The 17,908-nt window shown below is 67.1% G+C and carries 16 protein-coding genes; 15 read left to right on the top strand and 1 reads right to left on the bottom strand.

What is annotated here, in order from left to right; all coding sequences use genetic code 11:
- Positions 1-28: 28 nt before the first annotated feature.
- The gene (locus CNE_RS19190) at positions 29-337 is read right to left on the bottom strand and encodes an H-NS histone family protein (protein ID WP_010809859.1); all 309 of its coding nucleotides are present in this window, start codon (positions 335-337) and stop codon (positions 29-31) included.
- A 527-nt stretch (positions 338-864) separates the two neighbouring features.
- On the opposite strand from CNE_RS19190, the gene CNE_RS19195 reads away from it, so the two are divergent.
- The 15 genes from CNE_RS19195 (at position 865) to cheD (ending at position 17,908) form a co-directional block, all read left to right on the top strand.
- On the top strand, positions 865-2,571 hold the full coding sequence (locus tag CNE_RS19195) for a methyl-accepting chemotaxis protein (RefSeq protein WP_013951930.1): 1,707 nt from the start codon (positions 865-867) through the stop codon (positions 2,569-2,571).
- Positions 2,572-2,684: 113 nt separating this feature from the next.
- Positions 2,685-4,655, top strand: a complete 1,971-nt coding sequence (locus CNE_RS19200) for a putative bifunctional diguanylate cyclase/phosphodiesterase (RefSeq protein WP_013951931.1) — start codon at positions 2,685-2,687, stop codon at positions 4,653-4,655.
- Between the two features lie 152 nt (positions 4,656-4,807).
- The gene (locus CNE_RS19205; protein WP_013951932.1) at positions 4,808-5,200 is read left to right on the top strand and encodes a response regulator; all 393 of its coding nucleotides are present in this window, start codon (positions 4,808-4,810) and stop codon (positions 5,198-5,200) included.
- Positions 5,201-5,341: 141 nt separating this feature from the next.
- Positions 5,342-5,818 (top strand): chemotaxis protein CheW, encoded by a 477-nt coding sequence (locus tag CNE_RS19210; RefSeq protein WP_013951933.1) that lies wholly within the window; start codon positions 5,342-5,344, stop codon positions 5,816-5,818.
- A gap of 103 nt (positions 5,819-5,921) precedes the next feature.
- Positions 5,922-7,571, top strand: a complete 1,650-nt coding sequence (locus CNE_RS19215) for a methyl-accepting chemotaxis protein (protein ID WP_013951934.1) — start codon at positions 5,922-5,924, stop codon at positions 7,569-7,571.
- 120 nt (positions 7,572-7,691) lie between these two features.
- Positions 7,692-9,551, top strand: a complete 1,860-nt coding sequence (locus CNE_RS19220; RefSeq protein ID WP_013951935.1) for a methyl-accepting chemotaxis protein — start codon at positions 7,692-7,694, stop codon at positions 9,549-9,551.
- 44 nt (positions 9,552-9,595) lie between these two features.
- Positions 9,596-10,330: a DUF4088 domain-containing protein gene (locus CNE_RS19225; RefSeq protein ID WP_013951936.1), complete on the top strand. Its 735-nt coding sequence runs from the start codon at positions 9,596-9,598 to the stop codon at positions 10,328-10,330.
- 485 nt (positions 10,331-10,815) lie between these two features.
- Positions 10,816-11,133, top strand: coding sequence for a flagellar transcriptional regulator FlhD (gene flhD / locus CNE_RS19230; protein WP_010812713.1), 318 nt, complete (start codon positions 10,816-10,818; stop codon positions 11,131-11,133).
- A complete protein-coding gene (gene flhC / locus CNE_RS19235; RefSeq protein ID WP_013951937.1) occupies positions 11,130-11,735 on the top strand; it encodes a flagellar transcriptional regulator FlhC in 606 nt (201 codons plus the stop codon). The genes flhD and flhC overlap by 4 nt, the downstream gene beginning before the upstream one ends.
- Positions 11,736-11,854: 119 nt before the next feature.
- Positions 11,855-12,718, top strand: coding sequence for a flagellar motor stator protein MotA (gene motA / locus CNE_RS19240; RefSeq protein ID WP_013951938.1), 864 nt, complete (start codon positions 11,855-11,857; stop codon positions 12,716-12,718).
- Between the two features lie 27 nt (positions 12,719-12,745).
- Positions 12,746-13,711, top strand: coding sequence for a flagellar motor protein MotB (gene motB / locus CNE_RS19245; RefSeq protein ID WP_013951939.1), 966 nt, complete (start codon positions 12,746-12,748; stop codon positions 13,709-13,711).
- A 52-nt stretch (positions 13,712-13,763) separates the two neighbouring features.
- Complete coding sequence (gene cheA / locus CNE_RS19250) at positions 13,764-15,779, top strand: chemotaxis protein CheA (protein ID WP_013951940.1); 2,016 nt, start codon at positions 13,764-13,766, stop codon at positions 15,777-15,779.
- 42 nt (positions 15,780-15,821) lie between these two features.
- Entirely contained in the window at positions 15,822-16,316 is a 495-nt protein-coding gene (locus CNE_RS19255) for a chemotaxis protein CheW (RefSeq protein WP_010812708.1), read from the top strand.
- Between the two features lie 30 nt (positions 16,317-16,346).
- Positions 16,347-17,258, top strand: a complete 912-nt coding sequence (locus CNE_RS19260) for a CheR family methyltransferase (protein ID WP_013951941.1) — start codon at positions 16,347-16,349, stop codon at positions 17,256-17,258.
- Positions 17,258-17,908 (top strand): chemoreceptor glutamine deamidase CheD, encoded by a 651-nt coding sequence (cheD, locus tag CNE_RS19265; protein ID WP_013951942.1) that lies wholly within the window; start codon positions 17,258-17,260, stop codon positions 17,906-17,908. Before CNE_RS19260 ends, cheD begins: the two co-directional genes overlap by 1 nt.

Below are 17,908 nucleotides of genomic sequence, written 5' to 3' on the forward strand. Positions count from 1 at the left end.
CGTTTTGCCATCTGCCGGATCGCGTGTTTCAGCGGATCAGAAAGTCTTCAACTGCCTTGCCCTGGGCCAGGGCCTGAGTCAGCCAGCCCGGGCGCTTGCCGCGGCCGGTCCAGGTATTGCCGGCGCTGTCGCGATAGCGTACCGGCACCTTGCGGTTGACCGCCTTCTTGCCGGCCGGCACCTTTGCGCCAAAACCCAGGTCTTCCGCGGTCAGGCCATATTGCTCGATTTTCTCGCGAATATCCGCGATCACCGTGGCTTGTTCGCGTGCCTTGATTTCCTCGGCCTGCTTCTGCAGTTCACTGATTTTCTGAACGATTTCCTGATAAGTCGCCATTGGGTCCTCGGTTTCCGGTGGAGTGGAATGCGGTGGGTGTGTGCGGGGGTGAAAATGCTGAAAACAATTATAACGAGGTCGCCGCCCGCTGCAAATCCTGCCGTAGTAATCGGATGCTGTTTTTGCGAAAATTCTTGGCGCCGATAATTGTGTGAACTTTCGGTGTCGTGGTCTGTCGCCGGGATTTCCGTCCTCGTCGGTGTTGCCCGGCCGCAGTTCGCGGCTCAGGCCCGCAAATGGTGCGGCCGTATGCAAACCGGCCCGGCGGCAGCCAGCCGCCGCCAAAATCAAATCGCGATAATCGGCGGCGGCAAATTCGCCAGGGCGTTCGTGGCGATCGCGCGGCAAGCCACGTGGCGTATATCCGACACGCCGGTTATGGCCGATTAATTGCGTCGCCACCGGCGCGGCGCCTCAAGTACCAGGAGGCGGCGCCGTTATCCGGGCAGGGCGGATCATCTGGGCGTCGATCCTGCCGGAACGGGGCCAGGGGTGTGCCCCGCGGGTTGCACAGTCTTCTTTCATTCATGTCCTTCCACAACAATATCCAGATCAAGACCCTGCTGCGGGGCGCCATGGGAATGCTGTCGCTGCTGCTGTTGCTGGTCGGCGGTGCCGGCCTGCACGGTATTTCACAAAGCAATGATGCCCTCAGGGAGACTTATGCCAACCAGCTCGGCTCCACCGTCGCGCTCAGCGAGGCGATGCAGGCCACCACGCGCATGCGCCTGGCGCTGGACCGCAACGTGATGCAGGGCGAGCAGGACGATCCCAAGGTTCACGTGGACCGCTCCAGGGTGTTCGTTGAGGCTTCGGAGGCTGCCTGGAAGCGCTATATGAGCCTGCCGCAGAATCCTGAGGAAAAGGCGCTCGCCGCGGAACTGGGCAAGCAGCGCCAGGTGTTCATGGAGCAGGGCGTGCTGCCGCTGCAGGCGGCCTCGCTGGCGGGCAACCAGGAAGAGGCCCTGCGGCTGGCGAAGAAGGTGCTGCCTGACCTGCAGCGCAGCATGTCGGGCGTGCACGAGAAGCTGCAGAAGTTCCAGATGACTGCCGGGCAGGCCAACTTCGATGCCGCGCAGGCCAGCTTTGCGCGCATCCGCATGCTGTCGATCGTGCTGATCGTGCTGGGCCTGGCGGTCGCTGTGCTGTGCACGGTCACGCTGAACCGCGCCATCGTCACGCCGGTGCAAGAGGCGCTGGCTGTGTTCGAGCGCATCGCCCGCGGCGACCTGACCTCGCGCATCGCTAGCGTCTCGAAGAACGAGATCGGCCGCATGATGCAGGCGCTGGCCGCGATGCAGGCCAGCCTGTCGGGCATCGTTGCCGAAGTGCGCACCGGCGCCGATTCGATGGCATCGGCCACGCAGCAGATTTCCACCGGCAACCTGGACCTGTCGCAGCGCACCGAGGAACAGGCCTCGTCGCTGGAGCAGACCGCGGCCAGCATGGAAGAGCTGACCACGGTGGTGCGACAGAATGCCGACAACGCGCGCCAGGCTGGCGTGCTGGCCAACGAGGCCTCGCAGATCGCGCTCAAGGGCGGCGACGTGGTGGGCCGCGTGGTCGACACCATGAACGAGATCAACGGCGCCTCGCGCAAGGTGGTCGAGATCATCAGCGTGATCGAGGGCATTGCCTTCCAGACCAATATCCTGGCGCTCAATGCGGCGGTGGAAGCCGCGCGTGCCGGCGAGCAGGGCCGCGGCTTTGCTGTGGTGGCGGGCGAGGTGCGCAGCCTGGCGCAGCGCTCGGCCTCGGCCGCCAAGGAGATCGAGGCGCTGATCGGCGAGTCGGGCCAGCGCGTGGAGAGCGGCACCCGGCTGGTGGCCGAAGCCGGCCAGACCATGGGCGAGATCGTCCAGGCCGTGCGCCGCGTGACGGACATCATGAACGAGATCGGCGCCGCGTCGCAGGAACAGACCAGCGGCATCGAGCAGGTCAACCAGGCGGTGACCCAGATGGACGAGGTGACGCAGCAGAATGCCGCGCTGGTGGAAGAGGCCGCCGCCGCAGCCGGGGCGCTGGAAGTACAGGCGCAGAAGCTCAAGAACGTGGTCTCGGTGTTCAACCTTGGCACGGGTACGGGAGTGGGGGCAGGCGCGGCCGCGACGGCTGTCGCTGGCCGCACCGCACGCACCATGTCGGTGCGGCCGGCGGCGCTGCCGGCAGGCCGTCCGGCGGCGAGGCCCGCGCTGGCCGTTGCCGGGGCCGATGATGACTGGAGCGCGTTCTAGACTATTGTCCCCACCATTGCCTTGTTCACACGGCGACTGCAAGATGCCATGATGCGGGGTTTGCCCCGCGTCCTGACCTTCTTCGCGCATTCTCTTCATCATCGCGCAGCCCAATGATTGCCCTGAGTTCCGTCCTGTTGCTGCTGGCTGCCCTGCTGGGCGTGGCCGCCGCCCTTGGCGTTCGTGCCGGGCGTGCGGACCAGTCAGCCGGTGGCCGCTCGCTGCGCACGCTGACCTGGTCGGCGGCACTGTTGTCGCAGCTGAGCGTAAGCGTGCCCGTGCTGGTGGTGATGCTGTCGGGCAGCGTGCCGGCGGCCAACGACACGGCGCAGATGGCGGCCAGCTTCGCTGCCGCCGCGGCCGCCACCGCGGCTGCCAAGCTGCTGGTGCAGTGGCTGCGCCAGGGTACGCGGCTGTGGCGTGGTGCGGCGATCATGGCGGTCGTCGCTGGCGCCGGGCTGGTGGCGGCGGCTGGCACGCACCTGGGCCGCGCCTGTGGCGCGGGCTCGGCCTCGGCGCGCGCCTGCATCGATGCCGCCGGCCTGCCGCACCCCGCCTGGCTGGCGGGCGGACTGACCGCGCTGTGCGCGCTGATGTTCGCCGTCCACCGCGCGCAGTCGCGTGGCTTGCTGCCGGCGCACCACGAAGCCGGCCTGGCCGATGAGCTGGCGGACGAGGCGCATGGCCTGCCGCGCGGGCACGAGCCCCGGCTGGCGCGGCGCGGCGCGCGCATTCCCGGCCGCCCCGGCCGTCTTACCGTGCGTGCCGCCGCGCGCGGGCAGGGCACGGTGGGCGAGTACAGCGTGGCAACGACGATGCCTGACCGCGTCGCCTTCGGCCGCTGGCTGGACCAGGCGATCGCGCAGGCGCGGCTGGCCGAGACCGGCTGCGCCGTGTTGCTGATCCATATTGCCGACTACCGCGAGGTCGACGAGGTCTTCGAGATCCGCGCCGACGATATCCTGGCCCAGGACGCCGGCGCGCTGGCGCAGGCGGTGCTGGAGCCGCACGACTTCCTGGCCCGGCTGGCGCGCGACGAGTTTGCCGTGGGCGTGCCCGAGCTGGTCCACCATGGCCGCGCGCAGGAACTGGGCTCGCGCATGCTCGGCTCGCTGGCCGAGTTCATCGCCGCGCGCGGCTTGCAGATGCAGATCGGCGTGAACATCGGCATTGCCATCTATCCGCGCGATGCGCAGACCTCAGAGGCGCTGATGCAGGCCGCGCGCGTCAGCCTGGCCGAGGCCCGCCAGAGCGGCTCGAACCAGGTGCGCCTGTTCAACAGCGCCGCCGGCGAACGCGCGCGCCGCACCCGCGTGATCCGGCGCGACCTGTGGCTGGCGATCCAGGACGACGCACTGTCGCTGCAGTTCCAGCCCAAGTACGATGCGCGCCGGCGCACGCTGGTGGGGGCGGAAGCGCTATGCCGATGGCGCCATCCCGCGCTGGGCCAGGTGAGCCCGGCCGAGTTCATCACCGTGGCCGAGCAGTCGGGCCAGATCGACAAGCTCGACGACTGGGTCCTGACCAGCGTCTGCCGCCAGGTGCGCCAGTGGCGGGACGCCGGCGTGCCCACCGTGCCGGTGGCGATCAATGTCTCGGGGCTGCGCTTTGCCAGCCGAAATTTCCCGCAATACCTGCTCGAGCAGATCCACCAGCACGACATCCCGCCCTCGGCGATCACGCTGGAGATCACCGAGACCGCGGCGATGAAGGATATCGGCAAGTCACTGGAAACGCTGGCTGAGCTGCAGTCGCTCGGCATCCAGGTGGCGCTGGACGATTTTGGCAGTGGCTATTCCAGCCTGGGCTATCTCAAACGCCTGCGCGTGGGCACGCTCAAGATCGACCGCACGCTGATCGGCGGGCTCGACACCGATGCGCAGGGCCGCGCCATCGTCGGCTCGATGGTGGCGCTGGCGCACGAACTGCGCATGAAGGTGGTGGCCGAGGGCGTTGAATCGGCATCGCAGTTGGAAATCCTCAATGAGATGGGGTGCGACGAGGTGCAGGGTTACCTGCTGTCGCTGCCGCTGGATGCTGCCGGTTTTGCCGATGCCTTGCGCGAGCAGGGCGGCGGCGCCTGACGGCTAAAGTTCGCCCGCAACGCGGCCGATAACCGGTCTGGCAGGCTGCCAGCGTTTGCAGCGCAGCCCTGCGCCGGCCCGTCCGTCGCCGGCTGCGCTGCCCGTGTGTCCATCCTGGCGGATCAATCGAGTCCTGCAAACCGGAGGCGCCCATGTCATCGCCCAGCATCCTCGTCGTCGACGATTCTCCTTCTCTACGCCGCATGATCGGCGCCTGCCTGCGCGCAGGAGGGTTTGACGTGACCGAGGCGGCTGACGGCGATCAGGCACATGCGCTCGCAGCCGGCGCCAGCTTCGGCATGCTGGTCACCGACCAGGTCATGCCCGGCATGGATGGCCTCACGCTGATCCGCAGCCTGCGCGCCACTGAGCGCTATGCGTGCATTCCCATCCTGATGCTGACCACCGAGCAGGACGGCAGCATCCGCGAGCAGGCCCGCGCCGCCGGCGCCTCGGGTTTCCTGCCCAAGCCCTTCGATCCTGACCAGCTGATGCAGGCCGTGACGGCGCTGCTGTCCACCGCGCCCCCTACCTCGGAAGGGTAAGGGAAGCCGGGCGTCGCCCTTCAGTCAGCCGGATTGCTGCCGTAAACACTGGTGGGCGAAGTCATGCCCCGGTGCCAGCCAGCGGCCTTGGCCGCAGCAGCGCCAGCAAACCAGCATGAGCCAATTTTGGGGGGCTAGACGATGAAGCACATCGACAAGGCAGACGGCGCGGGCGAGGAGTTCCTGGCCTTCACGCTGGGCCGGGAAGAATACGGCGTCGACATCCTGAAGGTCCAGGAGATCCGCGGCTACGAGTCGGTCACCCAGATTGCCAACGCACCGGACTACATCAAGGGCGTGATCAACCTGCGCGGCATCATCGTGCCGATCATCGACCTGCGCATCAAGTTCCGCCAGCAGAACGTCAGCTACGACCAGTACACGGTCGTCATCATCGTCGACCTCAACGACCGCACCACCGGCATCGTGGTGGATGGCGTGTCCGACGTGCTGACCCTTGCCGCCGAGCAGATCAAGCCCACGCCGCATTTCTCCGGCGAACTGGCGACCGACTACATCCGCGGGCTGGGCTCGGTCGAGCAACGCATGCTGATCCTGGTCGACATCGAGAAGCTGCTCAACACCGAAGAACTCGCCGCGCTCGACGCGGTGGCCTGATCCCGCGGCAGCGCCAACGTTGTCCGGCCGGCACCCGCCTGCCGGACCGAACCCGCCCAGGGTGCAGCACATTGCCGCGCCCGGGCCTGCAGTATTGTCATAGATGCGAAACAACCAACCCGTTACGCAGCGCGAATACAAGCTCTCCCCATCGGACTACCTGATCTCGCGCACGGACCTCAAGGGCCGGATCACCTTTGCCAACCGCACCTTTATCGAGGCGAGCGGCTTTGCGGCCGAAGAGCTGCTCGGTGCGGCGCACAACCTGGTGCGCCATCCCGACATGCCGCCCGAAGCGTTTGCCGACCTGTGGCAGGACCTGCAGGCCGGCCGCACCTGGATGGGCGTGGTCAAGAACCGCCGCAAGAACGGCGACTTCTACTGGGTCAACGCCGCCGTGACGCCCACGCGCGTCGATGGCAGCGTGGTCGGCTACACCTCGGTGCGGTCGATGGCGACGCGCGAGCAGGTGGAAGCCGCCGGCGCCGCCTACGCACGCTTGCGCGCCGGCCGCGCGGAGGGGCTGGCGATCCGCCACGGCGCCGTGGTGCGCACCGGGCTGCGCGGCCTGGTGCAGGGCCTGCTGCGCCTGAACCTGAAGCGCCGCATCCTGTGGGCGCAGGCCGGCGGCATGGTGTGGTTCCTGGCCGCACTGGTTGCGGTGGAAGCCCTGGGCGGCGCAGGCGTGGCCGCGGTGCGCCCGTGGCTGTGGGGCGGCTTTGCGCTGGCGCTGGCGTCGTCGTTCGCGGCCGGCACCATGCTGCTGGCGCGCGTGCACCGTCCGGTGCGCCACATGCTGGACTTTGCGCTGCGCATGGGCGCGGGTGACCTGACCACCCGCTTCGAGCACCGCAGCGCGGATGAGATCGGCGCACTGGCGCAGGCCATGCAGACCATGCAGCGCAGCCTGCAGTCGGTGGTGCATGAGATCCAGGAGGGCATGGCCAGCATCTCCACGGCAACGCGCCAGGTGGCCGCGGGCTACAACGACCTGTCGCAACGCACCGAGCAGCAGGCGGCGGCGCTGGAGCAGACGGCGTCGAGCATGGAAGAGCTGACCAGCACGGTGCGCCAGAACGCGGACAACGCGCGCCAGGCCAGCGGGCTGGCGGCGAATGCGTCGGAGACGGCGCTGCGCGGCGGCGAAGTGGTGGGCCGGGTGGTGCAGACCATGGACGAGATCAACGATGCGTCGAAGAAGATCGTCGACATCATCGGCGTGATCGAAGGCATCGCCTTCCAGACCAACATCCTGGCGCTGAACGCGGCGGTGGAAGCGGCGCGCGCCGGCGAGCAGGGCCGCGGCTTCGCGGTGGTGGCGGGCGAGGTGCGCAGCCTGGCGCAGCGCAGCGCCAACGCGGCCAAGGAGATCAAGGGGCTGATCGGCGATACGGTGGAGCGCGTGGACAACGGCTCGGCGCTGGTGGGCCAGGCGGGCAAGACCATGGACGAGATTGTGCAGGCGGTCGAGCGCGTGACCGACATCATGGGCGAGATCAGCGCGGCGTCGGCCGAGCAGAGCGCGGGCATCGAGCAGGTCAACCAGGCCGTGGCGCAGATGGACGAGGGCACGCAGCAGAACGCGGCGCTGGTGGAAGAAGCTGCCGCCGCCGCGGGCTCGCTCGAAGAGCAAGCCATGCGCTTGCGCGACGCCATTGCCACGTTCCGCGTCAGCATGCAGGCCGAGGTGCGTCCGCAGCGCCTGCCGGCCCATGCGCGTGCCGACGCGGCCCAGTCACTGGCACAGGCCTAGTCCACGGAACCAGGCCAGTCCGAATCAAAGACGAGGCAGGCGCGGGAACACCGACCTGCATGCGTACAAAAAGGGTGCGGCACGCCGCGCCCGAGGCTTCAGTTACAAGGGGGAGTTGCTATGCATTGGTTCAATCAACTGCGCGTCACGACCAGGCTGGTTGCCGGATTCCTGGTCGTTGCCGTGATCGGCGCCGTGATGGGGCTGCTGGGTGTGGTCAACATGGGGCGCATGGCCGACTGGACCGGCAAGATCTACAACGGCGACCTGCAGGCGCTGAAGGCTGTGCAGGACGCCAATATCAACCTGGTCTATGCCAGCCGTGCGCAGATCGCGCTGCTGTCGGCATCGACCATGGGCGAGCGTTCGGCCGAGAAGGAGCAGATCGTGAAGTCGCTCGGCGCGATGGACGAACGCATCCGCCAGGTCGCGGGCGTTTTCGACAAGCCTGAGGGCAAGGCACTGGTCAAGCAGTACCAGGAGCTGTCGCCGGCTTTCCGCGCACGCATGGAGAAGTACGTCGAACTGGTCAGCAAGCAGCCGCTGGATACCTCGCAATTTGAAAGCCAGGTGTTCTCCGAGAGCGCCGACCTGCTCAAGGACAGCCATGCGCTGGAAGCGGTGATGTTCCAGATGGTCAAGCGCCGCGACGACCGCGCCCGCAACAACATGGAAGAAGCGCGCAGCGTCTACAACGCCTCCCGCCTGTGGATGCTGGGCCTGGTGCTGGGCGGCCTGGCGCTTTCGGTGCTGCTGGGCGTGCTGCTGGCGCGGGCGCTGTCGCGCCAGCTTGGCGGCGAGCCGGCCTATGCGGCCGCGATTGCCGCGCGCATTGCCGAAGGCGACTTCTCCTCGCCGGTGACCACGCGCGCAGGCGACAAGAGCAGCCTGGTCTATGCGATGCAGCAGATGCAGCAGCAGCTGTCGCGCATGGTGCGCGATTTCAAGGTGTCGGCGGAATCCATCGGCAGCGCCTCGCGTGAAATTGCCGCGGGCAACAACGACCTGTCGCAGCGCACCGAGCAGCAGGCGGCAGCGCTGGAGCAAACGGCGTCGAGCATGGAAGAACTGACCAGCACGGTGCGCCAGAACGCGGACAACGCGCGCCAGGCCAGCGGGCTGGCGGCGAATGCGTCGGAGACGGCGCTGCGCGGCGGCGAAGTGGTGGGCCGGGTGGTGCAGACCATGGACGAGATCAACGATGCGTCGAAGAAGATCGTCGACATCATCGGCGTGATCGAAGGCATCGCCTTCCAGACCAACATCCTGGCGCTGAATGCGGCGGTGGAAGCGGCGCGCGCCGGCGAGCAGGGCCGCGGCTTCGCGGTGGTGGCGGGCGAGGTGCGCAGCCTAGCGCAGCGCAGCGCCAACGCGGCCAAGGAGATCAAGGGGCTGATCGGCGATACGGTGGAGCGCGTGGATAACGGCTCGGCGCTGGTGGGCCAGGCTGGCAAGACCATGGACGAGATCGTGCAGGCGGTCAAGCGCGTGACCGACATCATGGGCGAGATCAGCGCGGCATCGGCGGAGCAGAGCGCGGGCATCGAGCAGGTCAACCAGGCCGTGGCGCAGATGGACGAGGGCACGCAGCAGAACGCGGCACTGGTGGAAGAAGCTGCCGCCGCTGCCGGCGCGCTGGAAGAGCAGGCCAGCCGGCTGCAGGCGGCCGTGGCGACGTTCCGCCTGGCGGCTGAGGATGCCCGCGCGGGTTCGTTCGCGGCCCAGCCCCTGCCTGCGGCGACGGCGCTGCCGGCCAGGGCGTCTCGTGCCGCCGGCGCGGTGCGCGCCATCGCTGCCGGCAAGCGGGTCGCCAAGGCCCTGCCTGCCAGCACGAAGGCCGCCGCTGTGCCTGCGGCGGACCATGCCGCCGCACCCGAGGCGGCTGATGCTGTCGCCGCGCAGCCGGCGCGGCTGGTGGCAGGCAGGACCGCGCGCCCCGCGCTGGCAGCAGCCGACAACGGCGACTGGAGCGCGTTCTGATCCCCACTGGCAACGGGCCGCGCGGCGGCCCGGATGGCAAGGCTATGACGACCGAGATCAACCTGGCCCTGCCGCATGACGATGCGGCCCGGCTGCGCAAGGAATTCGAGCAGTTCGTCGGGGTCTCGACCGGCCTGGACCGCGAGTTCCTGCCGCCCGATTTCCAGGAATTCCTGCGCGCGCGGCTGCTGCAGCATAACGGCCCGCTCACCGAGCGCGCGGTCTCGCGGCTGCTGTCCGGCGGTGAATACGGCTGGGCACGCCGCGTGTTCGACAAGCAGTTGCCCAATGCGCTGGCGGCGCTGATGCGCGATGCCCAGCGCTTTGGCTTCGGGCTGGCAGTGCAGCCCGACTGGACGCCGGACCAGCGCCTGGCGCATGCGCGCGAATGGGCCGCGCAGGTGCTGTCGGAATGCGGCGCCGATGCGGCCTTCACCGAGGCGCTCGCCACGCAGGTGGCGGCTTCGGCCGAAGACGTGCGCGTGCTGGAAGAGCGCATGCGCACGCCCGCATGGCGCCTGGCCGAAAGCCTGCGCCAGCGCGCCTATGACCTGATGTACGCGCTGCAGACCGAAGACAGCGAAGCCGCGGGCCGCGCCCGCGTGGGCGAGCTGCGCGGCATGCTGGGCCTGGCCCTGGAATACGGCTCGGTGCGGCCGGAAGAAGCCTCGCGCGTGCTGGAGCAGGTGGAGCGCATGCGCCCGGCGCTGTTCCGCGAAGCGCCCGACGATGTGTTCGCCCGGCTGGCGGCGTGGCTGCGGCGCATGTTTGGGCACTGAGGGCGCGGTTGGCATCCGGCGCGCTGCATCCGGCCACGAATCTCGTACTGGGATGACGGACAGTGCTTGCGCGCTAAGCGCAATAGGCGGCACTCGTCAATAGAGGATTCCAGCAGGCTACCGAGGGCGCTGGTCGCGCGTTTGCAGATATGACGTTTGCGAGACTGGCTTGCGCCAGATCAAGTGTCAGAGATGTGACATGTTACAAAATGTGCGCGCTCATGTATGTTTCATGCGACATTTGGTTCCCCCCCCGCGTAAGTAGGGATTGGCATTGCGGGTGGATTGCCGATATAAACGTAACAGTCTTGCTTACACTCTGTAACACTTGTAACGGGGTTGATTACAGTTGGACACGGGCGTAGTTCCTTAGTCGTACGTTGTACCCGCCCAGCCGCATACAAACGATCTGGTCGCCGGGCCCGCGAGGGCATCGGTAAGCGCCGGACAAGCGGCCACGGCGGGTTTTTGGTAGCGGGGATAAATTGGAAAGCAGTGAAGTTCTCCAGGAGATCAGGGAGGTTAATCTCGCCTATCTGCTGCTCGCGCAACGCCTGGTGCGCGAAAACCAGGTCGAAGCCATGTTCCGGCTCGGGGTCAGCAAGGAAATCGCGGATATTCTTGCCAAGCTGACTTCCGCGCAACTCGTCAAGCTGGCGGCATCCAACATGGTGCTGTGCAGGTTCCGCTTCGACGACCATGCGCTTCTGTCCACTCTCACCCACACGGCCAAGAGCCATGACATGCAGCAGATCCACGCCGCGATCCTGCTTGCACGCCAGCCTGTGGAGTCGCTCAATTGACCGCGCTCCTGCAGGCCGAGCCGACCCGGAGTTACACGGCCACCTCCGTTCCCAGCCGCAAGAGCGTGCTCCAGGATGCCAACCAGACCCAGCTTGCGATCGAGCTGATCGGCTTGGGTGCGCGCCTGCAGGTGCTTGAAGCCGAGACCACGCTGTCGCGTGACCGGCTCATCCGCCTGTACAAGGAGCTGCGCGGCGTCTCGCCCCCCAAGGGCATGCTTCCCTTCTCGACGGACTGGTTCACCACCTGGCTGCCGAATATCCATTCCTCGCTGTTCTTCTCTGCCTACCAGTTCATGGTGCAGGAGGGCGAGACCGTAGGCATTCGCGCGGTGGTGGCTGCCTACCGCCTGTACCTTGAGCATGTTTCGCTGCTCGGCGGCGAAATTGTCTTAAGTTTCACGCGTGCCTGGACGTTAGTACGGTTCTTCGAGAGCAACATGCTGCAGCTGTCCCGGTGCACGTGTTGCGGCGGGCAGTTTGTCACGCACGCGTATGAGCCGCACGCGAACTTTGTGTGCAGCCTGTGCCGTCCGCCGTCACGCGCAGGGAAAGTGAAGAAGCTCTCGAAAGACGCCGCCGCCGTGCAGACCAACACCTGATCCTGGTCAAGGTCCGCCGGCTGGCAAGCTTGCTGCGCTGGCGGACGGATTCTCTCCGTGCGCCCGTGCAACGGGCAAATGAGCGTGGCTGACGCGCGTTTTTAGACGGGGATCCGATCGTGCTAGTAGTTCTTGGCTATGTCGTCGTGGTTGTGGCGGTGCTTGGCGGTTACGCCATGACCGGCGGCCACATGGGCGCGCTATATCAACCGGCGGAATTTGTAATCATCGGGGGCGCCGCCTTCGGTGCCTTTATCGCCACCAATACAGCAAAGGCCATCAAGGCCACCGCCAGGGCGCTGCCGGGTCTGTTCAAGAGTTCCAAGTACAAGAAAGAGCTGTACCTGGACGTCATGTCGCTGCTGTACGTGCTGCTGTCCAAGGCACGGCGCGAGGGCATCCTGTTCCTGGAAAAGGAAATCGCGGACCCCGCCGCCAGCAGCGTCTTCAGCCAGTACCCGCGCATCCTGTCGGATCCGGTGGTGATGGAATTCCTCACCGATTACCTGCGCATGATGGTCAACGGCAACATGAATGCCTTCGAGATCGAGGCCCTGATGGACCACGAGATCGAGACCTTCCGCCACGAGGCCGAGATCCCCGCCCATGCGCTGTCGCGCGTCGGCGACGCGCTGCCCGCCTTCGGCATCGTTGCCGCGGTGATGGGCGTGGTGCATGCGCTGGGTTCGGCCGACCTGCCGCCGGCCGAGTTGGGCGCGCTGATCGCGCACGCCATGGTCGGCACCTTCCTGGGCATCCTGCTGGCCTATGGCTTTGTCTCGCCGCTGGCCGCGCGCATCGAGCTGCAGGTGTCCGAGAACGTCAAGGTCTACGAATGCATCAAGGTGGTGCTGCTGGCCTCGCTCAACGGCTACGCGCCGCTGGTGGCGGTGGAATTCGGCCGCAAGGTGCTGTACTCCACGGTGCGGCCGTCGTTCCTTGAGCTCGACGACCACGTGCGTGAAGTCAAGAGCCTGAATTAAGGCACGCAAGCAGCAAGGGGCACCGTCATGAGCAGCGCACACGATATGCGTCCGATCATCGTCCGCCGGGCGAAATCGCACGCCAAACCGCATGGCAACCACAGCTGGAAGATCGCCTACGCCGACTTCATGACCGCGATGATGGCGCTGTTCCTGGTGCTGTGGCTGCTCTCCAGCGCCAACAAGAAGACGCTGGAAGGCATTGCCGAGTACTTCCGCATGCCGCTCAAGGTGGCCGTCGTCGGCGGCGAGCGGAGCAGCCAGACGCCCAGCGTGATCCCGGGCGGCGGCCAGGACGCGCTGCGCAAGGACGGCGACACCATGCGCGCGCGCGCCAACGAACCCAGCGACGAGCAGCGGCGCAACGAGCAGCAGGAAGCGCAGCGCCTGCGCGCGCTCAAGCAGCGCCTTGAGCAGATCATTGAGAACAACCCAGTGCTGCGCCAGTTCCGGCCGCAGTTGCTGCTGGACATCACCAGCGAGGGGCTGCGCATCCAGATCCTGGATACGCAGAACCGGCCCATGTTCCGCACCGGCAGCGCCACGGTCGAGACCTATATGCGCACCATCCTGCGCGAGATCGGGCCGGTGCTGAACGAGCTGCCCAACAAGGTCAGCCTGTCGGGCCATACCGATGCGGCCAACTATTCCAACGGCGAGCGCACCTACAGCAACTGGGAGCTGTCGGGCGACCGCGCCAACGCTTCGCGCCGCGAGCTGATCGCCGGCGGCATGCAGGAAGGCAAGGTGCTGCGCGTGCTGGGCCTGGCCGCAACCATGCCGCTGGACAAGGAAGACCTGCTGGCGCCGGTGAACCGGCGCATCAGCATCGTGGTGCTCAACCACAAGGCCCAGGCGCGCTTCGAGGCCGAGAACGCCAGCGCCGCAGAGGTCTCGGTGGCGGCGCAGGCCGGCAAGGCTGTGCAGGAGATGCAGGCGGGGCTGGCAGCGGCCTCCGCGCCCGCGCCTGCGCCCACGGGCAGCAAACCATGACGCGCAGCCGCTGCGGCAGCGCCAGTGCAGTAACCAAGTGACTCAGGACGCCATGTCTGTCGATATCGATATCACACAGTTTTACCAGACCTTCTTCGAGGAAGCGGAAGAACTGCTCGTCGAAATGGAGCAGCTGCTGCTCGGCCTGGACATTGAGTCGCCCGATCCCGAGCATTTGAACGCGATCTTCCGGGCGGCGCACTCCATCAAGGGCGGGGCCGCCACCTTCGGCTTCGCGGCGCTGACCGAGACCACCCATATTTTCGAGAACCTGCTGGACCGCACGCGCCGGCAGGAACTGGCGTTGACCAGGACCATCATCGACACCTTTCTGGAAACCAAGGACGTGTTGCAAGACCAGCTCAACGCCTACCGCAACGGCACCGAACCCGATCCGGAAACGCTGGCGCGCATCTGCGCCGTGCTGCAACAGCTGGCGCAGGAAGCCGCCGGCGATGCCGGCGCAACTGCCGCCCCGGCCCCGGCGCCCGCTCCTGTTGCCGCAATGACCCCCGCTGCCGCTGCCACGGGCGGCGGGCTCAAGATCCGCCTGATCCGGGTTTCCGCCTCTGACCAGGCGCTGCTGCGCGAGGAACTGGCCAACCTGGGCGAGATCACCGGCCAGCAGGAGGTGAATGGCGAACTGGTGGTGTGGCTCAACACCCAGTGCAGCGCCGACGACATCATCGCGGTGTGCTGCTTCGTGATCGATCTGGACCAGATCGTGATCGAAGCCGAAGCCGAGGCACCTGCCGCCGCCCCAGCGGTGGTCGAGGCGCCGGTCCCGGCGCCCGTCCCGGTCGCGGCGGCCCCCGTAGCAGCGGCGGCAGCGCCCGCCGCCGCGCGCGAGAAGGCCAAGCCGCAGGCGAGCGCCGCGCACGGCGAAGGCTCGATCCGCGTGCCGACCGAAAAGGTCGACCAGATCATCAACCTGGTGGGCGAGCTGGTGATCACGCAGTCGATGCTGGCGCAGACCGCCTCTGCGCTGGACCCGGTGCTGTTCGACCGCCTGTTCTCCGGCATGGGCCAGCTCGAGCGCAACGCGCGCGACCTGCAGGAAGCGGTGATGTCGATCCGCATGATGCCGATGGACTACGTGTTCTCGCGCTTCCCGCGGCTGGTGCGCGACCTGGCCAGCAAGCTTGGCAAGCAGATCGACCTGGTCACCTTCGGCAAGGCCACCGAACTGGACAAGAGCCTGATCGAACGCATCATCGATCCGCTCACGCACCTGGTGCGCAACAGCCTGGACCACGGCATCGAAACCCCTGACAAGCGCGTGGCCGCCGGCAAGGACGCGACCGGCCAGCTGATCCTGTCCGCGCAGCACCACGGCGGCAATATCGTCATTGAAGTCAGCGACGACGGCGGCGGCCTGAACCGCGAGCGCATCCTGGCCAAGGCCATCCAGAACGGCCTGCCGGTGTCCGAGGCCATCACCGATGAAGAGGTCTGGCAGCTGATCTTCGCGCCGGGCTTTTCCACCGCCGAAGTCGTCACCGACGTGTCCGGCCGCGGCGTTGGCATGGACGTGGTCAAGCGCAATATCCAGGAGATGGGCGGCCACGTCCAGATCAGCTCGCGCCCGGGCCTGGGCACCACCATCCGCATCGTGCTGCCGCTGACGCTGGCGATCCTGGACGGCATGTCGGTCAAGGTGGGCGAAGAGACCTTCATCCTGCCGCTGAACTGCGTGATGGAGTCGCTGCAGCCCAAGGCCGAGGATGTCCACACCGCCGCCAACTCCGATCGCGTCATGCACGTGCGCGGCGAATACCTGCCGCTGCTGGAAATGCACCGCGTGTTCAACGTGGCCGGCGCGCTGCAGGAACCCACGCAGGGCATCGCTGTGATCCTGCAGGCCGAGGGGAAGCGCTTTGCGCTGCTGGTGGACCAGCTGATCGGCCAGCACCAGGTGGTGCTGAAGAACCTGGAAACCAACTACCGCAAGGTGCCATGCATCTCGGCGGCGACCATCCTTGGCGACGGCAGCGTGGCGCTGATCGTCGATGTCGGCGCGCTGCAGCGCACCGGCGTGCGCCGGCAGGAACCGGCGCTGGCGCAATAAGCGGCCAACACCCATCGTCCAAACACAGGAGAACGAGACATCATGGCCGGCATCGGACACATCGATACCCCCGGAAGCGACGCTTCGGGCCAGGAGTTCCTGGTCTTCACGCTGGGGTCGGAGGAATACGGCATCGACATCCTCAAGGTGCAGGAGATCCGCAGCTACGAGACCGTGACCCGCATCTCCAGCGCGCCGGACTTCATCAAGGGCGTGACCAACCTGCGCGGCGTGATCGTGCCGATCGTCGACCTGCGCCTGAAGTTCCGCCTGGGCAACGTGCGCTACGACCACCAGACCGTGGTCATCATCCTGAACGTGGCCGGCCGCGTGGTCGGCATCGTGGTGGATGGCGTGTCCGACGTGCTGACGCTGACGGGCGATGCGATCAAGCCCGCGCCGGAGTTCGGCGTGTCGATCTCAACCGAGCACCTGACCGGGCTGGGCACCATCGACGGCCGCATGCTGGTGCTGATCGATATCGAACGCCTGATGACCAGCGCGGAGATGGCGCTGGTCGAGGCCGAGCTGGCCTGACCCAGCGCACGCACCACTGAAGCACATCCCATGACGCCGTTCCGCACCGCCGCCAGCGTTCCCGGCCAGACCGGGTCGGTCCTTGCGCCGGGCGCCATCCTGCGGCGCGACGATGCACGCGACTTCCTGCTGACCGAACGCGACTTCGAGAAAATCCGCGCGCTGATCCACCGGCGCGCGGGCATCTCGCTGGGCAGCCATAAGCGCGAGATGGTTTACAGCCGGCTGGTGCGCCGGCTGCGCGCGCTGCAGCTGTCGGACTTCGCCTCGTACCTGGCGCTGCTGGACGCGGACGACCGCTCGTCGGAGTGGGAGTTTTTCACCAATGCGCTGACCACCAACCTGACCTCGTTCTTCCGCGAGGCCCATCACTTCCCGCTGCTGGCCGAGCATGCCAAGAAGACCGGGCGCCCCTACAGCGTCTGGTGCTCGGCCGCGTCCACCGGCGAGGAGCCGTACTCGATCGCCATCACGCTGGCCGAAGCGCTGGGCGACCGTGCCGGCACGGTGCTGGCCACTGACATCGACACCCAGGTGCTGGCCAAGGCCCGCGGCGGCGTGTATTCCGCGGAGCAGGTCGCGCGGCTGTCGCCGGAACGGCTCAAGCGCTTCTTCCTGAAGGGCACCGGGCCGCGCACCGGTTCGGTCAAGGTCAAGCCGGAGCTGGCCGCCACCATCGCGTTCGAGCCGCTGAACCTGCTCGCGCCCGACTGGGGCATGCGCGAGCAGTTCGACGCCATCTTCTGCCGCAACGTGATGATCTACTTCGACAAGCCGACCCAGGGACGCATCCTGGAGCGCTTCGTGCCGCTGCTCAAGCCGCACGGGCTGCTCTTTGCCGGCCACTCGGAGAACTTCTCTTATGTCACGCGCGCCTTCCAGCTGCGCGGGCAGACCGTTTATGAACTGGCGCCGGATGCGGCCAGGGCGGGAAGGCCGTGATGCGCACGCCCCATCTGCCCGAAGCCCTTGCCACGCGCACATATTTCGACCGCGAGTTCGGCAAGCAGGCCATCAAGCTGTTGCCCAACGAGTACTACGTGACCCGCGAGGACGTGGTGCTGACCACCGTGCTGGGCTCGTGCGTGGCGGCCTGCATCCGCGACGAGAGCGCCGGCGTGGGCGGCATGAACCACTTCATGCTGCCCGATGACGACGGCAGCGCCGACCGCATGCTGTCGGCGTCGATGCGCTACGGCAGCTATGCGCTGGAAGTGCTGATCAACGAACTGCTCAAGATGGGCGCGCGCCGCGAGCGGCTGGAGGCCAAGGTCTTCGGCGGCGGGGCGGTGCTGGCCAATATGACCACGCTGAATATCGGCGACCGCAACGCGGACTTCGTGCTGCGCTACCTGAAGACCGAGGAGATCCGCGTTGCGGCGCAGGACCTGCGCGGCCCGCATGCGCGCCGTGTCAGCTACTTCCCGGTCGGCGGGCTGGCGCTGGTACGCCGCCTGACGCGGCAGGACGACCAGGTTTCGGTGGCGCGCGACGAGCGCGCCCTGGCCCGCGCCATTGCCACCTCGGCCCGGGCGCCGGCGCAATCGCCTGAACTGTTTGCGCGGCAGTCCTTTGCACGCCAGCTTCCCTGA

This window comes from Cupriavidus necator N-1, from assembly GCF_000219215.1.
GTDB classification, from domain to species: domain Bacteria; phylum Pseudomonadota; class Gammaproteobacteria; order Burkholderiales; family Burkholderiaceae; genus Cupriavidus; species Cupriavidus necator.

Excerpts from the sequence above, each read along its gene's own strand:
- CNE_RS19190 (WP_010809859.1), bottom strand. The coding sequence starts at position 337 with ATGGCGACTTATCAGGAAATCGTTCAGAAAATCAGTGAACTGCAGAAG.
- CNE_RS19195 (WP_013951930.1), top strand. The coding sequence starts at position 865 with ATGTCCTTCCACAACAATATCCAGATCAAGACCCTGCTGCGGGGCGCC.
- CNE_RS19200 (WP_013951931.1), top strand. The coding sequence starts at position 2,685 with ATGATTGCCCTGAGTTCCGTCCTGTTGCTGCTGGCTGCCCTGCTGGGC.
- CNE_RS19205 (WP_013951932.1), top strand. The coding sequence starts at position 4,808 with ATGTCATCGCCCAGCATCCTCGTCGTCGACGATTCTCCTTCTCTACGC.
- CNE_RS19210 (WP_013951933.1), top strand. The coding sequence starts at position 5,342 with ATGAAGCACATCGACAAGGCAGACGGCGCGGGCGAGGAGTTCCTGGCC.
- CNE_RS19215 (WP_013951934.1), top strand. The coding sequence starts at position 5,922 with ATGCGAAACAACCAACCCGTTACGCAGCGCGAATACAAGCTCTCCCCA.
- CNE_RS19220 (WP_013951935.1), top strand. The coding sequence starts at position 7,692 with ATGCATTGGTTCAATCAACTGCGCGTCACGACCAGGCTGGTTGCCGGA.
- CNE_RS19225 (WP_013951936.1), top strand. The coding sequence starts at position 9,596 with ATGACGACCGAGATCAACCTGGCCCTGCCGCATGACGATGCGGCCCGG.
- motB (WP_013951939.1), top strand. The coding sequence starts at position 12,746 with ATGAGCAGCGCACACGATATGCGTCCGATCATCGTCCGCCGGGCGAAA.
- cheA (WP_013951940.1), top strand. The coding sequence starts at position 13,764 with ATGTCTGTCGATATCGATATCACACAGTTTTACCAGACCTTCTTCGAG.
- CNE_RS19255 (WP_010812708.1), top strand. The coding sequence starts at position 15,822 with ATGGCCGGCATCGGACACATCGATACCCCCGGAAGCGACGCTTCGGGC.
- CNE_RS19260 (WP_013951941.1), top strand. The coding sequence starts at position 16,347 with ATGACGCCGTTCCGCACCGCCGCCAGCGTTCCCGGCCAGACCGGGTCG.
- cheD (WP_013951942.1), top strand. The coding sequence starts at position 17,258 with ATGCGCACGCCCCATCTGCCCGAAGCCCTTGCCACGCGCACATATTTC.